At 60.2% G+C, this 23,112-nt stretch carries 24 protein-coding genes; 12 read left to right on the top strand and 12 right to left on the bottom strand.

The features are described from left to right. Positions 1-42: 42 nt before the first annotated feature. Positions 43-975 carry a proline iminopeptidase-family hydrolase gene (locus TU79_RS19890; protein ID WP_057009599.1) on the top strand — a complete coding sequence of 311 codons (933 nt, stop codon included), beginning with the start codon at positions 43-45 and terminating at the stop codon, positions 973-975. A 37-nt stretch (positions 976-1,012) separates the two neighbouring features. On the opposite strand, the gene TU79_RS19885 is transcribed toward TU79_RS19890, so the two are convergent. Then, a complete protein-coding gene (locus TU79_RS19885) occupies positions 1,013-2,515 on the bottom strand; it encodes a nucleobase:cation symporter-2 family protein (protein ID WP_057009598.1) in 1,503 nt (500 codons plus the stop codon). A 77-nt stretch (positions 2,516-2,592) separates the two neighbouring features. Then, on the bottom strand, positions 2,593-3,783 hold the full coding sequence (gene punC, locus TU79_RS19880) for a purine nucleoside transporter PunC (protein WP_057009597.1): 1,191 nt from the start codon (positions 3,781-3,783) through the stop codon (positions 2,593-2,595). Between the two features lie 123 nt (positions 3,784-3,906). Between punC and punR the strand changes: the two genes are divergently transcribed. Further along, the gene (gene punR, locus TU79_RS19875) at positions 3,907-4,821 is read left to right on the top strand and encodes a DNA-binding transcriptional activator PunR (RefSeq protein ID WP_057009596.1); all 915 of its coding nucleotides are present in this window, start codon (positions 3,907-3,909) and stop codon (positions 4,819-4,821) included. A gap of 56 nt (positions 4,822-4,877) precedes the next feature. Here punR and TU79_RS19870 read toward each other — a convergent pair whose 3' ends face one another. Both TU79_RS19870 and fabV read right to left on the bottom strand, forming a co-directional pair. Beyond that, complete coding sequence (locus TU79_RS19870) at positions 4,878-5,501, bottom strand: HAD family hydrolase (RefSeq protein ID WP_057009595.1); 624 nt, start codon at positions 5,499-5,501, stop codon at positions 4,878-4,880. Positions 5,502-5,648: 147 nt separating this feature from the next. Then, a complete protein-coding gene (fabV, locus tag TU79_RS19865; RefSeq protein ID WP_057009594.1) occupies positions 5,649-6,842 on the bottom strand; it encodes an enoyl-ACP reductase FabV in 1,194 nt (397 codons plus the stop codon). Positions 6,843-7,159: 317 nt separating this feature from the next. On the opposite strand from fabV, the gene TU79_RS19860 reads away from it, so the two are divergent. The 5 genes from TU79_RS19860 to TU79_RS19840 all read left to right on the top strand — a co-directional run bounded on the left by TU79_RS19860 (position 7,160) and on the right by TU79_RS19840 (position 10,771). Then, positions 7,160-7,984 (top strand): aspartyl/asparaginyl beta-hydroxylase domain-containing protein, encoded by an 825-nt coding sequence (locus TU79_RS19860; protein ID WP_057009645.1) that lies wholly within the window; start codon positions 7,160-7,162, stop codon positions 7,982-7,984. Positions 7,985-8,131: 147 nt separating this feature from the next. Further along, on the top strand, positions 8,132-9,505 hold the full coding sequence (gene ppnN, locus TU79_RS19855) for a nucleotide 5'-monophosphate nucleosidase PpnN (RefSeq protein WP_003235297.1): 1,374 nt from the start codon (positions 8,132-8,134) through the stop codon (positions 9,503-9,505). Between the two features lie 113 nt (positions 9,506-9,618). Next, the gene (locus TU79_RS19850; RefSeq protein ID WP_173670268.1) at positions 9,619-9,933 is read left to right on the top strand and encodes an AbrB/MazE/SpoVT family DNA-binding domain-containing protein; all 315 of its coding nucleotides are present in this window, start codon (positions 9,619-9,621) and stop codon (positions 9,931-9,933) included. Continuing rightward, on the top strand, positions 9,930-10,325 hold the full coding sequence (locus tag TU79_RS19845; protein WP_057009593.1) for a type II toxin-antitoxin system VapC family toxin: 396 nt from the start codon (positions 9,930-9,932) through the stop codon (positions 10,323-10,325). Before TU79_RS19850 ends, TU79_RS19845 begins: the two co-directional genes overlap by 4 nt. Before the next feature lie 71 nt (positions 10,326-10,396). Beyond that, positions 10,397-10,771 (top strand): hypothetical protein, encoded by a 375-nt coding sequence (locus tag TU79_RS19840; protein WP_057009592.1) that lies wholly within the window; start codon positions 10,397-10,399, stop codon positions 10,769-10,771. Positions 10,772-10,777: 6 nt separating this feature from the next. Here the strand turns inward: TU79_RS19840 and TU79_RS19835 are convergent, their stop codons facing one another. Together TU79_RS19835 and TU79_RS19830 are read right to left on the bottom strand one after the other, a co-directional pair. Then, entirely contained in the window at positions 10,778-11,107 is a 330-nt protein-coding gene (locus tag TU79_RS19835; protein WP_057009591.1) for a YXWGXW repeat-containing protein, read from the bottom strand. A gap of 124 nt (positions 11,108-11,231) precedes the next feature. Continuing rightward, positions 11,232-12,131, bottom strand: a complete 900-nt coding sequence (locus tag TU79_RS19830; protein ID WP_057009590.1) for a DMT family transporter — start codon at positions 12,129-12,131, stop codon at positions 11,232-11,234. Between the two features lie 98 nt (positions 12,132-12,229). Between TU79_RS19830 and TU79_RS19825 the strand changes: the two genes are divergently transcribed. Next, a complete protein-coding gene (locus TU79_RS19825; protein ID WP_057009589.1) occupies positions 12,230-13,066 on the top strand; it encodes a LysR substrate-binding domain-containing protein in 837 nt (278 codons plus the stop codon). Positions 13,067-13,144: 78 nt separating this feature from the next. On the opposite strand, the gene mqo is transcribed toward TU79_RS19825, so the two are convergent. Continuing rightward, positions 13,145-14,791 (bottom strand): malate dehydrogenase (quinone), encoded by a 1,647-nt coding sequence (gene mqo / locus TU79_RS19820; protein ID WP_057009588.1) that lies wholly within the window; start codon positions 14,789-14,791, stop codon positions 13,145-13,147. Positions 14,792-15,209: 418 nt separating this feature from the next. On the opposite strand from mqo, the gene TU79_RS19815 reads away from it, so the two are divergent. Continuing rightward, the gene (locus TU79_RS19815) at positions 15,210-16,397 is read left to right on the top strand and encodes an MFS transporter (protein WP_057009587.1); all 1,188 of its coding nucleotides are present in this window, start codon (positions 15,210-15,212) and stop codon (positions 16,395-16,397) included. Between the two features lie 93 nt (positions 16,398-16,490). Here the strand turns inward: TU79_RS19815 and TU79_RS19810 are convergent, their stop codons facing one another. Then, positions 16,491-16,709: a hypothetical protein gene (locus TU79_RS19810; protein ID WP_057009586.1), complete on the bottom strand. Its 219-nt coding sequence runs from the start codon at positions 16,707-16,709 to the stop codon at positions 16,491-16,493. A gap of 128 nt (positions 16,710-16,837) precedes the next feature. After that, positions 16,838-17,506, bottom strand: a complete 669-nt coding sequence (locus tag TU79_RS19805) for a class I SAM-dependent methyltransferase (protein ID WP_057009585.1) — start codon at positions 17,504-17,506, stop codon at positions 16,838-16,840. Positions 17,507-17,835: 329 nt separating this feature from the next. Here TU79_RS19805 and dusA point away from each other — a divergent pair, with 329 nt between their 5' ends. Next, on the top strand, positions 17,836-18,822 hold the full coding sequence (gene dusA / locus TU79_RS19800; protein WP_139136824.1) for a tRNA dihydrouridine(20/20a) synthase DusA: 987 nt from the start codon (positions 17,836-17,838) through the stop codon (positions 18,820-18,822). Positions 18,823-19,069: 247 nt separating this feature from the next. Beyond that, the gene (gene tal, locus TU79_RS19795; protein ID WP_057009583.1) at positions 19,070-19,996 is read left to right on the top strand and encodes a transaldolase; all 927 of its coding nucleotides are present in this window, start codon (positions 19,070-19,072) and stop codon (positions 19,994-19,996) included. A gap of 108 nt (positions 19,997-20,104) precedes the next feature. On the opposite strand, the gene rssC is transcribed toward tal, so the two are convergent. Both rssC and rssB read right to left on the bottom strand, forming a co-directional pair. Beyond that, positions 20,105-20,587, bottom strand: coding sequence for an anti-sigma factor antagonist RssC (rssC, locus tag TU79_RS19790; protein ID WP_003235194.1), 483 nt, complete (start codon positions 20,585-20,587; stop codon positions 20,105-20,107). Then, positions 20,587-21,768, bottom strand: coding sequence for a two-component system response regulator RssB (gene rssB / locus TU79_RS19785; protein ID WP_057009582.1), 1,182 nt, complete (start codon positions 21,766-21,768; stop codon positions 20,587-20,589). The genes rssC and rssB overlap by 1 nt, the downstream gene beginning before the upstream one ends. A gap of 277 nt (positions 21,769-22,045) precedes the next feature. On the opposite strand from rssB, the gene TU79_RS19780 reads away from it, so the two are divergent. Continuing rightward, the gene (locus tag TU79_RS19780) at positions 22,046-22,342 is read left to right on the top strand and encodes a PilZ domain-containing protein (RefSeq protein WP_057009581.1); all 297 of its coding nucleotides are present in this window, start codon (positions 22,046-22,048) and stop codon (positions 22,340-22,342) included. A gap of 59 nt (positions 22,343-22,401) precedes the next feature. On the opposite strand, the gene TU79_RS19775 is transcribed toward TU79_RS19780, so the two are convergent. Further along, positions 22,402-23,091, bottom strand: coding sequence for an MlaA family lipoprotein (locus TU79_RS19775; RefSeq protein WP_057009580.1), 690 nt, complete (start codon positions 23,089-23,091; stop codon positions 22,402-22,404). Between the last annotated feature and the right edge of the window lie 21 nt (positions 23,092-23,112).

Here is a 23,112-nt window from a genome sequence, read left to right as displayed (position 1 = left end):
AATTATCGTAGTCCTGATCCTTTTTTCAGAGCAGGGTACGAAATGGAATTCATCGACAAAATCCGCGAAGGCTATGCGGCCTTCGGCGCCTACCAGACCTGGTACCGCGTCACCGGCGACCTGAGCACCGGGCGTACGCCGCTGGTCATTATTCATGGTGGCCCCGGTTGCACCCATGATTACGTCGACGCGTTCAAGGACGTCGCCGCCAGCGGTCACGCGGTGATCCACTACGATCAACTGGGCAATGGCCGCTCCACTCACCTGCCCGACAAGCCTCCCTCCTTCTGGACCATCGGCCTGTTCCTCGACGAGCTGAACAACCTGCTCGACCATCTGCAAATCAGCAATGACTACGCAATCCTCGGGCAATCCTGGGGCGGCATGCTCGGCAGCGAACATGCCATTGCGCAACCCAAGGGCTTGCGCGCATTCATCCCGGCCAACTCGCCCACCTGCATGCGCACCTGGGTCAGCGAAGCCAACCGCCTGCGTAAATTGCTGCCCGAAGGCGTCGATGAAACCCTGCTCAAGCACGAAGCAGCCGGCACCTACCAGGACCCGGAATACCTTGCCGCTTCGCGAATTTTCTATGACCAGCACGTGTGCCGGGTCAACCCGTGGCCCGAAGAAGTGGCGCGCACCTTCGCCCAGGTCGACGCCGACCCAACGGTGTACCACGCCATGAGCGGCCCGACCGAGTTCCATGTGATCGGCAGCTTGAAGGATTGGAACGTGATCGGCCGGCTGTCGGCGATCAACGTGCCGACGCTGGTGATCTCCGGGCGGCACGATGAGGCCACGCCGCTGGTGGTCAAGCCGTTTCTGGATGAGATCGCCGACGTGCGCTGGGCACTGTTTGAGGACTCCAGCCACATGCCCCATGTGGAAGAACGCCAGGCGTGCATGGGCACGGTGGTGAAGTTTCTGGATGAGGTGTGTTCGGTACGGCACGCTGAACTCAAGGCCGGTTGAACAGGTGATGCGAGGGGGGGCAATCCCCCTCTCGCATTCAGACCTCAGTGATTTCAGGTTTCGCTGTTTTCCCTGGAATGTCGGCCAACAACGGAACCTCCTTCCCTTCGGCATCAAACAGCTTGCCGCCGCGAAAATAATCGCCATCACGCAACGCCGCCACATCGTGAAAACACAGCCTGCGCTCGGTGCCGGCCACGAACACAGACTGCTGGTCCGAGTTGCCGGCGGTGAAGTGATTGAACGCCAGGTTCAGCACAATCGCCATGATCGCCGACGAACTTATCCCTGAATGAAAAATGGTTGCGAACCAGCCGGGGAACTGGTCATAGAAGCTCGGCGCGGCAATCGGAATCATGCCAAAACCGATGGACGTGGCGACGATGATCAGGTTCATGTTATTGCGGTAATCCACCTTCGACAGCGTGCGAATACCGCTGGCCGCCACGGTGCCAAACAACACGATGCCCGCGCCGCCCAGCACCGACGTGGGCACGGCGGCAATCACCCGGCCCATGAACGGCAACAGGCCGAGGATCACCAGGAACGCCCCGCCCGTCGCCACCACACAGCGGCTCTTCACCCCGGTAACGGCCACCAGCCCCACGTTCTGGGCGAACGCGCTTTGGGTGAACGAGCCGAAGATCGGCGCGAACAGGCTCGACAGCATGTCGGCACGCAGGCCATTGCCCAGGCGTTTGGCGTCGACCCGGGTGTCGATGATCTCACCCACCGCGAGGATGTCCGCCGAGGTTTCCACCAGCGTCACCATCACCACGATGCACATGGAAAGGATCGCGGCCACCTGAAAGGTGGGCATGCCGAAGTGCAAGGGAGTGGGAAAACCGAACATCGGCCCCTGGGTCACGCCGGAAAAATCCGCCATGCCGAGCACCACCGCGATCACGGTGCCGATGACCATCGCCAGCAGGATCGACAACCGTGAGATGGCCGCGCTGCCAACCTTGCTCAGCAACAGCACCAATACCAGGGTCAGTGCAGCCAGGCCGATATTCGGCACGCTGCCGAAGTCTGCCGCCTGGCTGTTGCCGCCCATGGCCCAGCGCGCGGCCACGGGCATCAAGGTCAGGCCGATGGTGGTGATCACGATGCCGGTCACCAGCGGTGGAAAAAAACGGGTGATCCGCGAGAACACTGGGGTGATCAACAAGCCGATAAGCGACGCGGCCATCACCGCGCCGAACACCGCCGGCAACCCCGCCGCACCGTCGTTGCCGATAATCGCCACCATGGTTGCCACGCCCGCGAACGACACGCCCTGCACCAGTGGCAACTGACAACCGAAAAACGGCACACCCAGGGTCTGCAGCAGGGTCGCCAAGCCACCGGCAAACAGCGATGCGGCGATCAGCAGACCAATCTGTGCCGGCGCCAACCCGGCCGCCTGGCCGACGATCAGCGGTACGGCAACAATACCGCCGTACATGGTCAGCACATGCTGCAGGCCGTACGCCAGGTTGGCGGCGATGCCCAGATTCTCATCTTCTGGCCGCTGCGGTGATGCCTTCGGGATAGTCATGGTGAGAGGGTCTCTGTTTTTGTTGTGAGACCACTGTATGCAATGTAAAGACTATATGTCCATATAGTTGTATACAATCAACCGGACATATCACTCGCCAGCATGCCGCACTCAGTTCTCGGCCGCGCCAGCCAATAACCCAACACCGCCACCGGTGCGGTTGCCAGCATCACGCTCACGGTGATCATCAGCGGCTGGTCGAGCAGCGACGACACCAGCAGGCTGCCGAGAAAACACAGGCCCAACTGCAACGTGTTTTGCAGCGCCGCCGCCTTGCCGGAATTTTCCGCGAACGGCATCAGCGCGTTCGCCACCACGATGGGGTAGCTCGCACCGTTGACCAACGCCATGAGGCAAAAGGGAATCAGCAAGGTGGTGAGGGTCGGCACGGTAAAGGTCGCGACCAGATAAAGCGCCACCATGCTGATGCAATACGCCACCAGCAGCCACGGCAGCAGCGCCTTGCCTTCGAAGCGTTGCAGGGCACTGCGGCAACTGTAGCCACCGATCAGGAAGGCCAGCGTCGGCACTATATAGCTCAGGCCAATATCGCCGGGGCTGTAGCCCATGCCCCCGAGGATGAACGGCGAAGCGGTGAGCCAAGAGAAGAAGCTTGCGGAGCACGCGGCAAAGATCATCACATTGCCGGTGAACACCCGCGAGGTGAGCAACTGCCCGTAGCCGAGGCGTACCGCCGGTTTGTCTGCAGGGCGTTTCGGCGGGCTGCACAGGAACAAGGTGGGCAACAGCAACACCAGCGACACCCCGAGCAACACCGCGAAAATCGCCTGCCAGCCGAAATGGTTCAACACCATCGCCCCCAACAGCGGCGCCAGGGCCGGCGACAGCGACATCAGCGGCATGATGCTGGCAAACACGCGATGGGCCTTGTCGGCCGGGTAACGGTCGATCACCAGCGCTTGCCAGCTCACGGCGGCGGCACACACGCCAATGGCCTGGATGAAACGCAAGGCCAGCAACTGCGGCGCGGTCTCGACCCAGAACATCCCGGCACAACCCAGCACGAACAGGCTCAGGCCTGTCAGCAGGATCGGCTTGCGCCCCAGGCGGTCCGACAGCGGCCCCCACAGCAGCTGCCCCACGGCAAACCCTGCGAGGAAAACACTCAGACTGGCGCCCACGGCGCCCGCGCCGATCTGCAACTGCTCGCCCATGGCGCCGAACGCCGGCAAGTACATGTCCATGGCGAGATAACCGAGCATGCTCAGCCCCGCCAGATACCCGATAAAACCAAACGAATTTTTCATTGAAGCCTTTTCTACCTTGCCATCAAACTATTTGCTGACTGACGCCCATTATGAAGCTGACAAATCCTGTGTGAAGCGAGAATAATTGGACATTCCTATCAACTAATTTGAAGGCAACCGCTCATGTGGTCCGAATACTCCTTGGATGTGGTGGACGCCGTGGCGCGTCATGGCAGCTTCAGCGCCGCCGCCCAGGAACTGCACCGTGTGCCGTCTGCCATCAGCTACACCGTGCGGCAACTCGAAGAATGGCTGGCGGTGCCGCTGTTCATCCGCCGCCACCGGGATGTGGAACTGACACCCGCCGGCCGTCTGTTCATTGATGAAGCCCGTGGCGTGATGAAGAAAATGCTCGGCACCCGGCGCTTGTGCCAGCAGGTGGCCAATGGCTGGAGCGGTCAGTTGAAGGTGGCGGTGGATTCCATCGTCAAACCGCAGCGCTGTCGGCAGTTGGTACTGGATTTCTACCGGCAGTTTCCCGACGTGGAGTTGTTGCTGGAATACGAGGTGTACAACGGCGTGTGGGACGCCCTCGCCGATGAGCGCACCGACATCGTGATCGGCGCCACCAGCGCAGTGCCGGTGGCCAGCCATTTCACCTTTCGTGACATGGGCCTTATGAACTGGCTGTGCGTGGTCAGCGCCAGGCATCCGTTGGCGGCAGTGAACGGCTTGCTCAGCGACGATCAACTGCGCCCGTTCGCCTCGCTGTGCATGACCGATACCTCTCGCAACCTGCCCAAGCGCGACACCTGGACCCTGGACAATCAACGGCGGCTGGTGGTGCCCAACTGGTCCTCGGCCATCGACTGCCTGCGCGACGGTCTGTGCGTCGGCATGGCACCGGCGCATCAGGTGTTGCCGTGGATCGAGCGTGGCGAGTTGATGGCGCTGCAACTGCACCGGCCCTTCCCCGCGAGCCCCTCGTGCGTGGCCTGGGCGCAGAACAGACTGTCGCCGGCCATGGCATGGTTGCTGGAGTACCTGGGAGACACCGAAACGCTGAACCAGGAGTGGCTCAATGGCGCAGACCTTTGAGGATCACACTGGTCCCCTGTGGGAGGGGGATTGCTGCCTCCCACAGTGAGACTGCATTAAAAGCCCACACCCAACTCACGCAACTGCGCGGCGGTGCGCTCGGCCGACACATGATGAATGCCCTGCCAGCCCAGTGCGATGGCGGCCTCGACGTTGCCGGCCACATCATCGATAAACACCACTTCTCCCGCCTGGATATCCGGCAGATGGGCGCGCACCTGTCCGAGGCTGGCGTGATAGATCGCGGGATCGGGCTTGATCAGCTTCAACTCGCCGGACACGACGATATCGCGCAGACACTGCAGGAACGGGTAGTTGGCGCGGGCGTAGGGGAAGGTTTCAGCGGACCAGTTGGTAAGCCCGAACAACGGCATATTGACGGCGTGCAAAGCCTTGAGGATCGCCACGCCTTCGGGCAATGGGCCACGCAGCATTTCAGGCCAGCGGTCGTAGTAGGCGCGGATCAGGGTTTCGTGGTGCGGATACTGGTCAACCAGCGTGCGGGTGGCCTCGGCCAGGGGGCGACCGGCGTCCTGCTCGGTGTTCCAGGCCTGGGTGCAGATATTGTCCAGGAACCACTGGCGTTCATGGTCGTTGGCAATCAGCTTGCGGTACAGGTGCAGCGGGCTCCAGTCAAACAGGACACCGCCGAAATCGAAAACTACTGCGCGAATCGTCATCAGATCCTCCGTTGGCATGGCGTGATAGCCAAAGGAGTCTGGCAGAGTCTGTGAGGCGGGAGCTGCGCGTCAGCATGTAAGACGCTTCTGAAAAACACAAAAAATGTGGGAGGGGCTGGTCCCTTCCCACATTGTTTAAACCGCGTCTCAGGCCTGGATCAAACCATTGATCTTCACGGTCGGGTTCACGTCGGCCTCGTAGTCCACGCCGTCGACCTCAAAACCGAACAAGCGCAGGAACTCAGCCTTGTAGCCGGCAAAATCGCTGATCTCGTTGACGTTGTCATCGGTCACCTGGTTCCACAGCGCGGCCACGGCGTCCTGGACCTTTGGTTCCAGCTCGGCCAGGTCGGCGCGCAGACGGCCATCGGCGTCCAGCTTGGGCTCGCTGCCGTACAGGCTGTCCTTGAACAGGCCATAGACCTGCTCGATGCAGCCTTCGTGGGTGCCCTGCTCTTTCATCACCTTGAACAGCAGCGACAGGTACAGCGGCATGATCGGGATCGCCGAGCTGGCCTGGGTGACCACGGCCTTGAGCACCGACACACGGGCATCGCCCTTGAGCGCCGCGAGGTTATCGCGCAGGGTCAGGACTTTTTTATCCAGGTCTTTCTTGGCTTCGCCAATGGAACCGTTCCAGTAGATGTCCTGGGTCAGCTTCTCGCCGAGGTAGGTGAACGCTGTGGTCTTGGCGCCTTCGGCCAGGACGTCGGCGTCGCGCAGGGCGTCGATCCACAGCTGCCAGTCTTCGCCGCCCATGACTTTCACGGTGCCGTCGATTTCTTCCTGGGTGGCCGGCTCAAGGGTGGTGTCGACCACAACGCCCTTGTCGGTGTTGATACCGCGCAGGGTCACGGCCTTGCCGATCGGCTTGAGGGTGGAGGTGTGCACCACGCCCTGCGGGTCGGTACGGCGCGGCGCGGCCAGGCTGTAGACCACGAGGTCGATCTTGCCCAGGTCCTTTTTGATGGTGTCGATGGTCAGGCGCTTGATCTCGTCGGAGAACGCGTCGCCGTTGATGCTCTTGGCGTACAGGCCTTTCTCGACGGCAAACTTCTCGAACGCCGCGCTGTTGTACCAGCCGGCGGAACTGAGTTTGCCCTCTTCGCCTTCTTTCTCAAAAAACACGCCCAAGGTATCGGCACCACAGCCAAACGCGGCACTGATGCGCGCGGCCAGGCCGTAGCCAGTGGAAGCGCCGAGTACCAGCACCTTTTTGGGGCCGCCCTCGATGACGCCATGTTGAGTCACGTAGTCGATCTGCTCTTTGACGTTCGCTTCACATCCAACAGGGTGAGCGGTCACACAGATAAAGCCACGAACCCGCGGTTTGATGATCATAAAAATTCTGCCTCTTCCAAGGTGCCGAAGGCCAATGGTGGCCATTCAACTTAATCGTACCGGTCTATGACGCCCAAAAAACCGAAGCGTCACGATAGTCGCAAATCTTCCGTTTACAAAATCCAATCCGCACAGCCTGCCAAGTGCGGCTAGGGTTAAAAACTGAACGCAGTCTTCACAATTTCCCACTACTTAAAACGCCCGCTGACGGTAGAACGCCTTTATCATGAACGGATTGTTTCAATATGTTTCAAAACCCACCACTCGCAGCCATGGATCCGGACCTGTCGAATGGCGTCCCGCTGGAGCTGAGTTTGATGAGCAAGTCCGTTTTACGTAAAAGAGCAGTGTCGCTTGCCTGGGTGGCAGGCGTGCTGCTGATCATTGGCCTGTTCCCGCTGACCTCGGCGGCGTTCCTTGGGCTGGTGCTGGTGTGCGGTGTGTATGACTTCCTGCGCAACGGCCTGTACGACCGTGACACCATCAAGAAATATTTCATCGGAAACGGACGCAATACCTGGGTGCTGGCACCGTTCAACACCCTGCTCGACCTGTTGAGCCGCCGCAATCGCCATGTTTATACGATGCATGACCTGCCGCCGGCCTGGCGCGACGACCTGCAACAGGTGATCGACGACGCCATGGCCCACAAGGATGAAATCATCGGCTACCTGGATACGCGCATGGCCGAGAAAAAGCGCGGCATGCTGTTTTTCCAGTGGTACGGCCGTCCGATCGAAACCACGTTGGATATTCCGCAACTGCGCAAGAAGCTGCCGTTCGTGAAAACCATCGGCGTGTCGGTGTTCAACGAAAACCGCTCCACCTCGTTTCACTTCGGCCCGCTGCGCATGATGTTTCGCGTGCTCTACAACATGGCGCCGGCACCGCACCACGAAGGCGTGTACATCCAGGTCGGTAAACACAAACACTACTGGCACGACGACCCGCTGTTTATTTTCGATGACACGCTGATGCACGCCTCCTTCAACAAGAACGACGCAAAGCGTTACTGCCTGTTTATCGACATCGTGCGGCCGACAATGCTGCCCTCGGTGCTGAACGCCGTGATCGCCGGTTTTGCCGGCCTCGTGTTTACCCTGCGTCGGGTTTTCTACAAAAACTGGAAGCTGATTCAGTAGGTTCTGCGGCATGATGGGGGTGGACGGTATTTGCGCTCGGCCTTGCGCCTGAGGTAAATATTCGGCTCGCGCGCCGTCAACGGCGCCCACCCTTCTCAAGTCATCGCTTCTCAAAGGATGCGGTGGCTGTGCTTTCAAGGAATCAGAATGCCCCAACGTCACGTCATCAACGCCTCCGTCAGCCCCAAGGGCAGCCTCGAAACACTTTCCCAACGCGAAGTCCAGCAACTGAGCGCCGCCGGCACCGGCAGCATCTACACCCTGTTTCGCCAGTGCGCCCTGGCCATCCTCAACACTGGCGCGCACATCGACAACGCCAAGACCATCCTCGACGCCTACAAAGACTTTGAAGTGCGTATTCATCAGCAGGACCGCGGCGTGCGCCTTGAATTATTGAACGCGCCCGCGGATGCATTCGTCGATGGCGAAATGATCGCCAGCACCCGCGAGATGCTGTTCAGCGCCCTGCGCGACATCGTCTACACCGAGAACGAACTCGACAGCCAGCGCATCGACCTGAGCGACTCCCAGGGCATCACCGACTACGTGTTCCACCTGCTGCGCAACGCCCGTACGCTGCGTCCGGGCGTCGAGCCGAAAATCGTGGTGTGCTGGGGCGGGCACTCGATCAATACCGAAGAATACAAATACACCAAAAAAGTGGGCCACGAACTGGGCCTGCGCAGCCTCGACGTGTGCACCGGCTGCGGCCCAGGCGTGATGAAAGGGCCGATGAAGGGCGCGACCATTTCCCACGCCAAACAGCGCATCACTGGCGGGCGCTACCTGGGCTTGACGGAGCCTGGCATCATCGCCGCCGAGGCACCGAACCCCATCGTCAACGAACTGGTGATCCTGCCGGACATCGAAAAGCGCCTGGAAGCCTTCGTGCGCGTGGGCCACGGCATCATCATCTTTCCGGGCGGTGCAGGCACGGCCGAAGAGTTCCTGTACCTGCTGGGCATTCTCATGCACCCGGACAACCGCGACGTGCCGTTCCCGGTAGTGCTTACCGGGCCCAAACACGCGGCGCCCTATCTGGAACAACTGCATGCGTTCGTTGGCGCCACCCTGGGTGAAGCCGCGCAACAGCATTACCAGATCATCATCGACGACCCGGCCGAAGTGGCGCGCCAGATGACCGCAGGTCTCAAGGCGGTGAAGCAGTTCCGTCGCGAACGCAACGATGCGTTTCACTTCAACTGGCTGCTCAAGATTGATGAGGGCTTTCAGCGTCCGTTCGATCCCACCCACGAAAACATGGCCAGCCTGCAGTTGAGTCATGCGTTGGCACCCCATGAGTTGGCGGCCAACCTGCGTCGTGCGTTCTCGGGAATCGTGGCGGGCAACGTGAAGGACAAGGGCATTCGCCTGATCGAGGAAAACGGTCCTTACGAAATACACGGCGACCCGGCGATCATGAAACCACTGGATGAGCTGTTGAAGGCATTCGTGGCCCAGCACCGGATGAAACTGCCGGGCGGCGCAGCGTATGTGCCGTGTTATCGCGTGGTGCAATAAGCCTCGCGCGCGGCTGGTCATAGTTTGTATCGCTTTGGTGCACAGGCAAGCGTGTGAGGATCGCGCGTTCGGACTAGGGTTTTCCTATTCCAATTCACTTCTGCGAGCAACCTATGGACCAACGGATCTTGTCCTTCAGAACTCCTTACTCTAGGGTAAGGAGCATTATGTTGGAGGTATTAACCATGGCAACCGCCACGCTTACGTCGAAAGGGCAAATCACTATTCCCGTCCAGGTCCGGACAGCCCTGGGCCTGGAAACAGGCGACCGGGTGGAATTCGTCGAGATGGAAGACGGCAAGTTTTCCATGATTGCCGCGAGCAAAACCGTCAAGGATCTCAAGGGGCTGATCAGCAGGCCCGCCAAGGCCGTGTCCATCGAAGACATGAACCAGGCCATCGCGGCCAGGGGAGCACAAGCGCGATGATAGGCCTGGATACCAATGTGCTGGTGCGCTACGTCACCCAGGACGATGCGGTTCAGTCGGCCAAGGCATCGCACCTGATCGAATCGCTGACTACCGCATCGCCGGGCTTTGTCAGCGTGGTGTCCATCGTGGAACTGGTGTGGGTCCTTCAGGCCTGCTACCAATCGGCCAAGTCCGACGTGGTGCTGGTGCTGGAAACCCTGCTGCACACTCGCGAGCTGACCATCGAACACGCCGATATCGTCTGGAAGGCACTGCGCAAGTTCATCGCCAGCAAGGCCGACTTTGCGGACTGCCTGATCGAGCGATGCGCACACGCAGCCGGCTGCGAATACACTGCCACTTTCGACCTTGACGCCGCCAAAACGACGGGCATGAAGCGACTGGTCTGAGCCGCGTCGTTGCAGCTGACGGTGAGCTTTGGTAAAAAATCGACTGGCCCTTGATCAAGAGAACACCTGACGTGCGCACACTTCTGCTCACAGCCGTGACCCTACTGCCTGCACTCGCGCTGGGGGGTGCCATCGTCTGGCCCGACCTGCCGCAGAGCTGCTTCGTCAGCGGCCGCTCGGCCAACAGCGAGGATGTGGACAGCGGATGCGCGGCGTTCCTGATCAACGTGAAAGGCAAGGCGGCCGGTACGCCCATAGCGCTGGAAATCCCGCAGTACGCGATGCATGTGGACGAAGCATCGGGCAAGGAAACGCCGGTGATCATCATCCAGGCGGAGGAAAACGGCGAGGTGAAGGCGGTGGGATATCGGGAGCTGGGCACCGATCAACTCGGTGCGGCACTGCTGCGAGAGGTTCGGCTCCTGGGTACCCGGAAGCCGATTTAACCAGGCTCAGCGCACCCAGCCACCCACCTGCCAGTGGAAACCATCGCTGTGCTGCACCCAGTGCGGATGCACATAACGATAACCTTCGCGAACAGGCTCCCAGTGGCCGTGCACCGCGACATACCGCCCGCCCGTCCAGCGCCAGTAACCACGCGACCATACATAGCCATAACGTGGCGCCGGCTCGACCTCGATCACCTGCACCGGCGGCGGCTGTGGCGCGACCACTTCCACGTAATCACGCTGCATTGGAACACGCTCATGCACCACGCGCTCCTGTACACATCCAGACGCCGCGACGACCACTGCCGCCAATGCCGCATAACGTAACAACATACGAAACCCTCGGGCGCTTACACCCTGCAATGGTAAAAATCCCCCCTTGCTGCAACCACGCTCCTGCATGGCCCTGGGTATTTTTTAACAGGATGTGTCTGTCAGCTTGCTGAACCTGCACGCCTTACGAGGTGCATGCGACTGCCGGTCGTTTCACACGCACCAGCAGTAAACCCGCGACTACCACGGCCATGCCCGCATAGGTCGCCCCATAAATCACATCGCCAAACATCAACGCCGCCCACACCAGCGTCACCGGTGGTTCCAGATAGACCAGCGCCGCCACACGGGTTGCGGTCATCACACGCAACAGCATCCACAAGCTCAGGTAAGCGATAAAGGTGGAGAACACCGTCAGCCAGACAATCGAGATCAGCACATTCGGGTCGCTGGGAATGCTCAGGGTGTCCGTGTAGAGCACTGCGCCAGTGAAACCGATCAAAGTCAGCAGCGATTGGATAAACAGCGGCAACACCAGGCCCGCGTCGTTTTTTTGCAGCGAACGGCGCTCATAGAGTGTGGCCAGTGTCAGCCCCAGTGCCGCCGCCAATGGCAGCAGATACATGACCAAACCAACGCCTTGTCCACTCTGGCCGTACTGCCCGGCGATCACGATCGCCACGCCGACAAAACTGATCAACAGCCCTGCCCACTGCCAGCCGCCGCTGCGCTCGGTATCGCTGCCGGTGGACAGTGCCGCCGTCATCAGCGGCTGCAGCGCGGCGATGATGGCCGCAATGCCAGGGGGCAAGCCGTTCTGGATGGCAACGTAGAGGCAGCTCAGGTAAGCAAACTGGGAGAGGAAACCGATCACCGCGTAATGGCGAATCTGCGCCCAGGACACCTGCATCAACCTGACATTCAGAAACAACCCCAGGCACACCGACACCAGCAAGAAGCGCCAGAACAGCAGGTTGAACGCCCCGCCGCCCTGTGTGCCCAGCTTGGCGCCGATATAGCCTGAACTCCACGACAGGACAAACGCACTTTGTAACAACAGCAGGCCCAAGGGTGAGCGTTTCATATAGCCTCCAGCATCTGTGCATTGACGCCAAGGCTATGAGCCGCTGATGATTGTGTATATTGAAATTAACTGCACAACTAATCCGCAAAAGACGAATCATGCCCAGACAACTGAATATTGAGCTGCTGCGCACTTTTCACGCTGTGGCACGTTTTCGGCGCTTCAACGAGGCGGCCGAACATGTGCACCGCAGTGCCTCGACCGTGACCACGCAGATTCAGAAGCTGGAGGATCAGGTGGGCCAGCGCCTGTTCAGTCGCAGCAATCAGGGCGTGGAGCTCACGCTGTACGGCACGAAACTGCTGGGCGACACCACCGAGTTTCTCAAGAGCCATGACCGCCTGCTGATCTCGCTGATGCCACAGCGCATGCAGGGCAAGATACGCCTGGGTGTGCCGGACACCTATGCCAGCGCATTCATCCAGGCATTCCTGCCGCGCTTGATCGCCGACAACCCCTTGCTCGAACTGGAAATCGAGGCACGCACAAGTGGCGAGCTGCTGAATCTGTTCATGGCCAATCAACTGGACCTGGCGATCACCGTCAGCGCCCAGCCCCTGGCGCAGGGTGAACGGCTCGGCGACGTTCAGCCATTGTGGGTTGCCGCCCAGCACTTCAGTTGCCCGCCCAACGCGCCGCTGCCCGTGACCGTGCCCATCGCCGGTTGCCCTTATCGCGCGGCCGCCTTGCAGGCCCTTAAGGACCACGGGGTTTACCATCGACTGCTGCTGGAAAGCCCCAACTCATCGGCGGTCGAGGCCTGTGTACGCAGTGGCGTGGCCGTGGGCTTGATGGAGGCCAGTCGCATGGGCGATGGGCTGATGCAGATGCCAGACCTGCCCGCACTCGCGCCGCAGCACCTCTATCTGCTGTGCGACACCGGCAATGCCCTGGCCTTGCACCTGCATGAGCAGGTCAGGCATTTCAAGGTGTGAACGTCGCCCACAAAAAAGCCCGCTGACCGTCACCGGTTCAGCGGGCTTTTTCTTCAGCGATGCGTGTTGCTGAGCAGCTTACAGCGCCAGGTCGGACGCCGGCTTGCTCGGCTCAGCCGCAGGCTTGGCAGCCTCGGTGGCCTTTGGCGCCGCCATTTGCGGGATCGCAGGCGGTGGCGTCAATTGCAGGACACCGGCGGTGTAGGCCCATTCCTTGGCAACCGCTTCCGGGCTGTCGTTCAGCTTGGTGCCGTAGCTCGGTACGATCTGGTGCAGCTTGGCCTGCCACTCAGGGGTCGCCACCTTGTCCTTGAACACTTTCTGCAGCACGGTCAGCATGATCGGAGCCGCGGTGGACGCGCCTGGCGATGCACCCAGCAGGCCTGCGATGGTGTTGTCGGCGGAGCTGACCACTTCGGTACCGAGTTTCAGGACGCCGCCCTGCTCTTCGTCACGCTTGATGATCTGCACGCGCTGGCCGGCTTGCCACAGGCGCCAGTCGGACTGCTTGGCGTTCGGGAAGTATTCCTGCAGCGCCTTGAAGCGGTCGTCGTCCGACAGCATCAGTTGGCCGGCAAGGTACTCGACCAGCGGGTATTCACGAATACCGACTTTGGTCATGGGCCAGATGTTGTGGGTGGTGGTGCTGGTCAGCAGGTCCAGGTACGAACCTTCCTTCAGGAACTTGGTGGAGAAGGTCGCGAATGGGCCAAACAGGATCACGCGCTTGCCGTCCAGCACGCGGGTGTCCAGGTGCGGAACCGACATCGGCGGTGCGCCAACCGAGGCTTTACCGTAAGCCTTGGCCATGTGCTGTTCAGCGATGGCCGGGTTATCGGTCACCAGGAACGAGCCGCCAACCGGGAAGCCTGCATATTCCTTGGCTTCAGGAATGCCCGACTTCTGCAGCAGGTGCAGTGCACCGCCGCCCGCGCCGATGAACACAAACTTGGCGTCGGTTTCGGTCTTGGTGCCGTCTTTCAGGTTTTTGTAGCTCACACGCCACGAGCCGTCGGCGTTCTTGGTGATGTCCTGCACTTCGCTCGACAGTTTCAGGTCGAACTTCGGCGTGGTTTGCAGGTGGGCAACGAACTGGCGGGTGATTTCGCCGAAGTTCACGTCGGTGCCGATCGGAGTCCAGGTGGCCGCGATTTTCTGGCTCGGGTCACGCCCTTGCATCATCAGCGGAACCCACTTGGCGATCTGCGCCGGGTCTTCGGAGTACTGCATGCCGGCGAACAGCGGGCTCGCTTTCAGGGCTTCGTAACGTTTTTTCAGGAACTTGATGTTGTCATCGCCCCACACAAAGCTCATGTGCGGTGTGGAGTTGATGAACGAACGCGGGTTCTTCAGCACGCCCTGCTGGACCTGCCAGGACCAGAACTGACGGGAGATCTGGAACGCTTCGTTGATCTCGACCGCTTTCGGGATCTCAACGTTGCCGTTCTTGTCTTCCGGGGTGTAGTTCAGCTCAGCCAGGGCCGAGTGACCGGTACCGGCGTTGTTCCAGCCATTGGAGCTTTCTTCGGCCACGCCATCGAGGCGCTCGACCATCTCCATCGACCAGTCCGGCTGCAGCTCGTTGAGCCACACACCCAGGGTGGCACTCATGATGCCGCCGCCGATCAGCAGCACATCGACTTTCTTTGCCTCTTGCGCTTGAACGGACGTGATCCCCATCGACAACGCCAGCCCCAGCAAGGCAGTGTTTACTTTCTTAAACATCAGTAGCACCTATGATAAAACGCCATCCGCCCCGCCCCTGACTCTTCAGGCCGTAGGGTGGGCACACAAGGCCGACGTATCGACCTCACTTTTGTCCCTTCTGCGCTGACTTTTTATCATTATTGGCTTCAGCTACCTGGGCGACAGCCCACCGCCGGGACGTATACGGATGTACGCACCCGGGAAAGACCTGTCCAGAACGGCGCGCAGAATATCATGCCAAACAGCGTCTATGGGTTGTTTGGCCAATTGACAGCATTAAATCGCGGCTTTTATTGCGCCAGTGTCAAGGCTGGCAGGCGCGACCTGAGGTCACAGGCCTGGAACTCTCGGACAAGCGGCTGTTCTAGACACCTTCACCGTCGCGTGCGTAGCATCGACGACTGTCTTTCGTGCACCCATTCAAACAGAGCCATCCATGTCTATCCAGCAAACACCCGGGCACCTGCTGCCCGCGCGCAGTGCCGCCAAAATGGAAGCGGCCATGGCCGTGGGCGCTTTCGCAATCGGCACCGGCGAATTCGCCATCATGGGCCTCATGCCCGACATCGCCCAAAACCTCAACCTGAGCGAACCCCAGGTCGGCCACGCCATCAGCGCCTACGCCCTGGGTGTGATGGTCGGCGCCCCGTTGCTGGCAATCCTCGGTGCCAAACTGCTGCGCAAACATATGCTGCTGTTATTGATGGCGCTTTACGCCTTGGGCAACCTCGCCACCGCCTTCACCCCGAGCTTCAGCTCACTGGTGGCCTTCCGTTTCATCAGCGGCCTGCCGCACGGCGCCTACTTCGGCATCGCCGCTGTGGTCGCCTCGAGCATGGTGCCCTCGGATAAACGCGCCGGCGCCGTCGCCCGCGTGATGATGGGCCTGACCCTCGCCATGCTGCTGGGCAACCCCATCGCCACCTTCCTCGGCCAACACCTGGGCTGGCGCTCGGCCTTCGCCCTGGTCAGCATGATCGCCCTGTGCACCATCGCGCTGGTCTGGCAATTCGTGCCCCACCGCCACGACGAAGAACGCAGCGACCCGCGCAAGGAAATGCGCGCCTTCACCAAACCCCAGGTGTGGATGGCCCTGTCCATCGGTGCGATTGGCTTTGCCGGCATGTTCTGCGTATTCAGCTACCTGGCGCCGACCCTGCTGGAAGTGACCAAGGTGTCGCCACAGTGGATTCCCTTTGGCCTCGCGGCGTTTGGTGTCGGCGGGATTATCGGCAACATCGCAGGCGGCAAACTGTTTGACCGCATGCAGTTTCGCGCGGTGGGGCTGATATTGGTGTGGTCGATTGCCGTGCTGCTGTTCTTCCCGTTCGCCGCATCGTCGCTGTGGGGCGTGCTGCTGAGCATGGGCTTGGTCGGCACCATGGTGTCGCTGGCGGCACCGTTGCAGATCCGCCTGATGGACATCGCCCACGAAGCCCCAAGCCTGGCGGCCGCGTCCAACCACGCGGCGTTCAACCTGGCGAACGCGCTGGGGCCTTGGTTTGGGGGAATGGCGATTACAGCGGGATTTGGCTGGACCAGCACCGGCTACATCGGCGCGGCGACCGCACTGCTCGGCCTGGGTCTTTACCTCATCGCCCGACGCATGAAAGGCGGGCACTAACTCGCCAACCTGCACAGCTCCCATGTGGGAGGGGGCTTGCTCCCGATAGCAATGGGTCAGTCACCACACCTTTGACTGCCCCACCCTGCTCCCTCAGTCATCATGCAACAACCCCGAACCATACTCTCCATAACTGCTACCCAGCCCGCTGCCGCCAAAACTCATTTTGGCGGCTTTACTCGGGCTATGGTCGCCAAACGCCTGGCATCCGCCCGAGAAGCATGGGTCGCTGCCGACGTTCCCGCCCGAGGAGCAGGCGCTCAATAGCAATGTGCCGCTGATCAGCAAAAGTTTGATGAGGTTTGAGGTCATTTCCTGAGTTCTCTGCAGGCTGGAGGCGTTGGGCCTCTCTTGCAAAGAATCGTAAACCTCAACACTGCAGAGAATGATGAAACTTTGCTTGTGACAGGATGCGTCCAGGACGCCGACCTGGGAAACGCTTAGATCCGCTGTAACACGTAGCTGTTCTCAAAACCATGCACGCTCCCCAGCACGTTGAAGTCTCTGAAGAACCCCGTAGCCCTGAGCAGATCGACCGCAGGCCCCACCTCAGGCGAGTGTTTAAAGTCGCGATAATCGTCCAGCACGATAAAACCGCCCGGCACCACGCTCGGCGAATACAGCAGGAAATCCAGCAACACGTTGCGCATGGTGTGGCCGCCATCGATATGCAACAGCGCAACCCTGGGCGCCAGATTGTAGAAACGCTCGGCACTGAGTTCCGAGAAGCCGCGAATCACCACCGCATCAGGCAGCATCAACGCCTGATAGTGACTGAACTCCTCAAACTGGTTCGGCAACTCAAACGGGTCAATACCGATGACCCGCCGCCCGCCATTGCACACCTCGTTCATCAGCATCAGCGACTTGCCCTTCCACACGCCGATTTCCACCACGTCACCCGGCAGTTCGGCCACCAGAAGAGACAGGTAACCCAGCAGGCGTACGTGCTCATGGAACGACAACTCACGACGCTCCATCGCCTGCTCAGGCGGCAAGCTGGCCTGGGCCTGTTCGAAATGCTGGCCGATCAATTCCCACACCTGGGCAATGCTGCCAGTCAACTCCGGGTTGCTGGTGAATTCGTTGAGTTCCTGGATGGTTATCATAGTTTTCTGATCACTCCGAACGGCTAGAGGGAAATGGGTTGGCAGCGTGCTGGCGGTCAGGCGGGGAACCGATGATGGGCATCAAGAACGTCGCGACAATTTCGGCGAGAAATAAGTGCTAACTTTTTAAGACCGCATCTTTCAATACTAGCTCGGATCCTTCCAATGCGTGATAAGGCGTCGCTCAGCGTCAGAACACGACTCGGGCGACAGAGGCGCTTGGCGTCCTTGCCCAGCACTGTCGTGAAACGGGCAATATACGCCGCTCCGACAGCCACCATGCATCCCTGATAAACTGCGCGTCACTCGCCATGATCCAGATCCCTCCAATGCCCCTACAAACTGCCCCACTCTCCAGACGCTTCTCCATCGCTCCGATGATGGATTGGACCGACCGCCACTGCCGCTACTTCCTGCGGCTGCTCTCCAAACATGCCCTGCTCTACACCGAGATGGTCACCACCGGCGCGATCCTTCACGGTGATCATGAGCGTTTCCTGCGCCACAACGAAGCCGAGCACCCTCTGGCGCTGCAACTGGGTGGCAGCGTTCCCGCCGACCTGGCCGCGTGCGCGCGCATGGCCGAGGCTGCCGGTTACGATGAGGTGAACCTGAACGTCGGTTGCCCCAGCGACCGGGTGCAGAACAACATGATCGGCGCGATCCTGATGGCGCATCCGGCGCTGGTGGCCGATTGTGTGAAGGCGATGCGTGATGCGGTGTCGATTCCGGTGACCGTCAAGCACCGTATCGGTATCAACGGCCGGGACAGTTACGCCCAGCTGTGTGATTTCGTCGGGCAGGTGAAAGATGCGGGCTGTACAAGTTTTACCGTGCATGCGCGGATCGCGATTCTGGAGGGGTTGTCGCCCAAGGAGAATCGCGACATTCCGCCATTGCGCTATGACGTGGCGGCGCAGTTGAAGCAGGACTTTCCCGAGCTGGAGATTGTTCTCAACGGCGGGATCAAGACGCTGGAGGAATGCGAGGCGCATTTGCAGACGTTCGATGGGGTGATGCTGGGCCGCGAGGCATATCACAATCCCTATGTGCTGGCGCAGGTGGATCAGCGGCTGTTTGGAAGCAAGGCGCCGGTGATCAGTCGGGCGCAGGTGTTGGTGCAGTTGCGGCCTTATATTGCTGAGCATCTGGCCAGTGGTGGGACGATGCATCACATTACTCGGCATATATTGGGGCTGGGCACCGGTTTTCCGGGGGCTCGGAAGTTTCGGCAGTTGTTGTCGGTGGATATTCACAAGGCTGCGGATCCGTTGGCGTTGCTGGATCAGGCGGGGGAATTGCTGGAAGGGCGTTGATCGTTAATGTGTGGTGGCTGGGCTGGCGCTATCGGGAGCAAGCCCCCTCCCACATTGGGATCGGGGTGGCATCCGGTAATCGGGTTGAACCTGCCACCGATTGCGGCCTCCAATTACCGAGTAAGGCCCGCCATTCAAACGGCTGTTTTCAGGTTGTTGCCCTCGCAAACGATCGAACGCATTTGCGCCCTTGAGCGCCTGCTGGCGCTCGGGTAATGTCATCAGACCCATAGGACAGAGCACGCCCATGACTTCCAAGCTGGAACAACTCAAGCAATTCACCACCGTGGTAGCCGACACCGGCGATTTTTCCACGCTCGCCAAGCTCAAGCCGCAGGACGCCACCACCAACCCTTCCCTGCTGCTCAAGGCCGCATCGATCCCGGGCTACGCCAAGCTGCTGGACGAGTGTGTGCAGGACTGCAACGGCGATGTCGGCCTGGCCAGTGACCGTTTTGCGGTGGCGGTGGGTCAGGAGATTCTCAAGGTGGTGCCGGGTCGTATCTCCACCGAGGTGGATGCCCGTCTGTCGTTCGACACCGACGCCGTGCTCAAGCGTGCGCACCGTATCATCGATCTGTACGACAACGCCGGCGTTGGCCGTGACCGCGTGCTGATCAAGATCGCTTCCACCTGGGAAGGCATCCGTGCCGCCGAGCAGCTGGAAAAGGAAGGCATTCAGACCAACCTGACGCTGCTGTTCTCGTTCGCCCAGGCCGTGGCCTGCGCCGAGGCCGGGGTGTTCCTGATTTCGCCGTTCGTGGGCCGTATCTACGATTGGTACAAGAAGGCCAATGGCAACGACTACACCGGTTCCGATGACCCGGGCGTGCAGTCGGTGACGCGCATCTACAACTACTACAAGGCCAACGGCTACAAAACCGTTGTGATGGGTGCGAGCTTCCGTAATCTGAGCCAGATCGAAGAGCTGGCCGGGTGTGATCGCCTGACCATCAGCCCGGACCTGCTGGAGAAGCTGGCGGCCGATGAAGGCACGCTTGAGCGCAAGCTGTCGCCAGGGCACGCCGGGGAGGCGCGGGTGCACATGACTGAAGCGCAGTTCCGTTGGGAGTCCAACGAGGATGCGATGGCGACCGAGAAGCTGGCGGAGGGGATTCGTCAGTTCGCTCGCGACCAGGAGAAGCTGGAGGCGTTGTTGACTGCCAAGCTGTAAAAGCAGGCAGCAGCAAAAAGGGCGGCACCTGTGAGGGTGCCGCCCTTTTTTGTGGTCGCTGATCCCAAGCCGAACTCCCACATTTGATTGTGTTCCAGCAGTGGGGGATCAGTGGCGTTCGAGAGCATTCACGAGGTCGTGAAAGGCCTCGCGATTGGACTCGTTGAGCCCCATCAGGATCTTGTGCGCTTCGAGCACCTTGACCCGCACGATTTCCTCTGATTGGTCCTGAGACGGCAGGTCGGTAAGGCATTCCGGGCACGGGATCGGGCGGTCGACGATGTTGAACACCTGATCGAAGCCCATGGACTGCAGCAGCCGGGTGATGTCGTCGTGGGTGGTGACGACGGTGGGCAACAGGCCGACCTTCTGCCGCGACAGAATGGACAGCTTGGCCAACAGCCCCAGGGTGGTGCTGTCGATGCTGCGGGTTTCGGTCAGATCGATCACGATCGCCGAAAAATTCAGCGCAGTGAAGATCCGCTCAATCGTCGCATCCAGCGCTGAACACAGGGTCAGGCGCACTTCACCGACGAATTTGAGGACGAAGGTTCCGTCCTGCTCGGCGAATTGGATTCTTCCGGTACTCATCAAAGATTCCTGCTCAACACCAGTAGGGCGATATCATCCGGCATCTCCCCCAGCGTGGCCAATCCAAAAACCTGCCGCAGGCCATCCAGGCTGCCGCCCGCCGACTTGACCTTTTGGGGCAAGGCGGCTTCTTTCTCTTTGAGTGTAGGCTCTGGAAGAAGATCCAGGATGCCGTCGGACATCAGCGTGAGGCTGAACGTCGGCGGCAGTTCCAGGATATGGTCTTCGTAGGTGGCTTCATTGAACAAGCCCACCGGCAGACCACGGCCTTCCAGGTAACGCACACTCTCTGGAGTGTATAGAACAGGCATCGGCAGGTGACCGCCAATACTGTAGGTCAAAAGACCGGTTTCTTCATCGATCACGCCGCCCACCATCGTTACGTGCTTGCCCAGCTTGCAGCTGATCAGGCCCCGGTTGATGTGGCCCAGCACCTGCGAAGGGGTGAACTCCGGCAGCGTGCCATTACGCTTGGACTCGAACAACAGCCGTGTGGTCATGAACTTCAACAACACGGTGACAAATGCAGAGGACGCACCGTGGCCGGACACGTCGGCCAGGTAGAACGCCACACGGCGCTCATCCACGCGGAAATAATCGACAAAATCTCCCGACAGGTACAACGAAGGGATGATCTGGTGGGCGAACTGAAAGTCGTCGATGGTCCAGGGGCTCACCGGCAGCATGTTCATCTGCACCTGGCGACCGGCGTTCTGGTCTTCCTGGAGCAGGTTCAGGCTGGCTTCGAGTTCGCGGTTGGCAGTTTCGAGCTTTTCGCGGTAGCGCAGGTTTTCCTGCAGCAGGCGCGCGCGATCAAGGGCGCGGCGCACCGAGTGCTCCAGCACGGCCAGGTCTTCCAGGGGTTTGATCAGATAATCGGCAGCCCCCAGGCGCAGAGCCTCGACGGCATCGTTCATCACGCCGGCACCGGACACTACGATCACTGGCGTCTGCGGCGCGCGCTCGGTCACCTGGCGAATCAACTCCAGGCCGCCCATCTGGGGCATGCGCAGGTCGCAGATCACGAGGTCGGGCTGGTCGCGCTCGAACACCTGGAGACCCTGTTGGCCATTGCTGGCCTGCAGGACGCTGAAGCCACTGTCTTCCAAATAGGCCGCGAGGCTCTCGCGCACTACTTCGTCGTCATCGATTATCAGCAGCGTGGCACTGGTTTTTTGCATGTGGGCAAACGGCGCCAGAATTAGGTTGGCGTAGGCAGCGCGACAATGGCCGGGCTCACACTACTGGATTCGCTTTCTAGCCTCTCTGTCCTACAAAGCACGGGCGTTTTGCCCACGCACAACTGTAAAGCAGAGGTGCCCTTCTAAGGCGCAGACGGTACTCCCATCCGTCAGGGGTTTCAAGCTCACGCCGATGGTCGCCGAGCCTCTTTACAGCGCAAATCACCGGGAGTTATAAGAACGGCTACCACCACAACACAAAGTAAGGATGGAACCTGTGAGCGAACACGAGCGCGACTACGCTGAAAAACGCGATTTCATCCGCATGCGAGTGGATGCCGATGTGTCATTGATCCACGCCGGGCAGGAAATCGCCGGGGTTTGCGTGGACCTTTCCAGTTCCGGCATGCAGGTGCAGGCACCTCGCCAGTTCAACGTCGGCGATCAGCTGACCGTGCGCATTGATTCGGAGCACGCCGCCCTCAAGGGCCTGGAGGCCGATACCGAAGTGGTATGGGCCAAGACGGCGGGCGAAGAACAGCAACTGGGGCTCAGGATCCTGAAAATGCGCTAAACAGCCGCGCACAAAAAAGGCGACATTGAGTCGCCTTTTTCGTTTCAAAACATCTCGACTTAGAAGTCGTCGACGACCTTGCCATCCTTGACCTTGAACTCGCGGTTCTGCAGGTAAGCGTTACGGATAAAGGTGTATTTGTCGCCGGTGATCAGCTTCTCGCTGTCGAGCAGACTGGCGCGGGTATCGACCAGGTTCAGGCCGAAGACGCTGTTGCGCCAGTCGATGTCATTCATGTAGCGGTACGGCGAGGTGTAGCTGTCGACGTATTTGGACGGCGCATCACGCAAGGTGCTTGGGCCGAGCAGTGGCAGCATCACGTAAGGACCGCTGCCCACGCCCCAATAACCGAGGGTCTGGCCGAAGTCTTCATCGCTGCGCTGCAGGCCCATGCGGGTGCCGACGTCGACGAAGCCCAGCACGCCGAAGGTGGTGTTGACCAACAGACGGGCGGTGTCCACGCCAGCGTTGTGCGGCTTGAGCTGCAGTACGTTGTTGGCGAGGTTGCCGACATCGCCGATGTTGCGGAAGAAGTTGTGCACGCCGTCCTGCACGAATTGCGGGGTGATGAACTGATAGCCCTGGGCGATGGGCTTGAGGGCGTAGGTATCAACCGTATCGTTGAAGGTGAAGATGGGGCGGTTGACGCTCTCCCATGGATCATCTTCCGAGGCTGCCTGTGCCGCAAACGGGACGAATAACACGGTGGCACACACCGACAGCTGAGCGAAGTACTGGCTCCAGCGCATAGCTTTTGCTCCTTGAATGAT

The sequence above is a fragment of the Pseudomonas trivialis genome, assembly GCF_001439805.1.
Taxonomy (GTDB): Bacteria; Pseudomonadota; Gammaproteobacteria; order Pseudomonadales; family Pseudomonadaceae; genus Aquipseudomonas; species Aquipseudomonas trivialis.
This window is presented reverse-complemented; position numbering and strand designations above follow the sequence as displayed.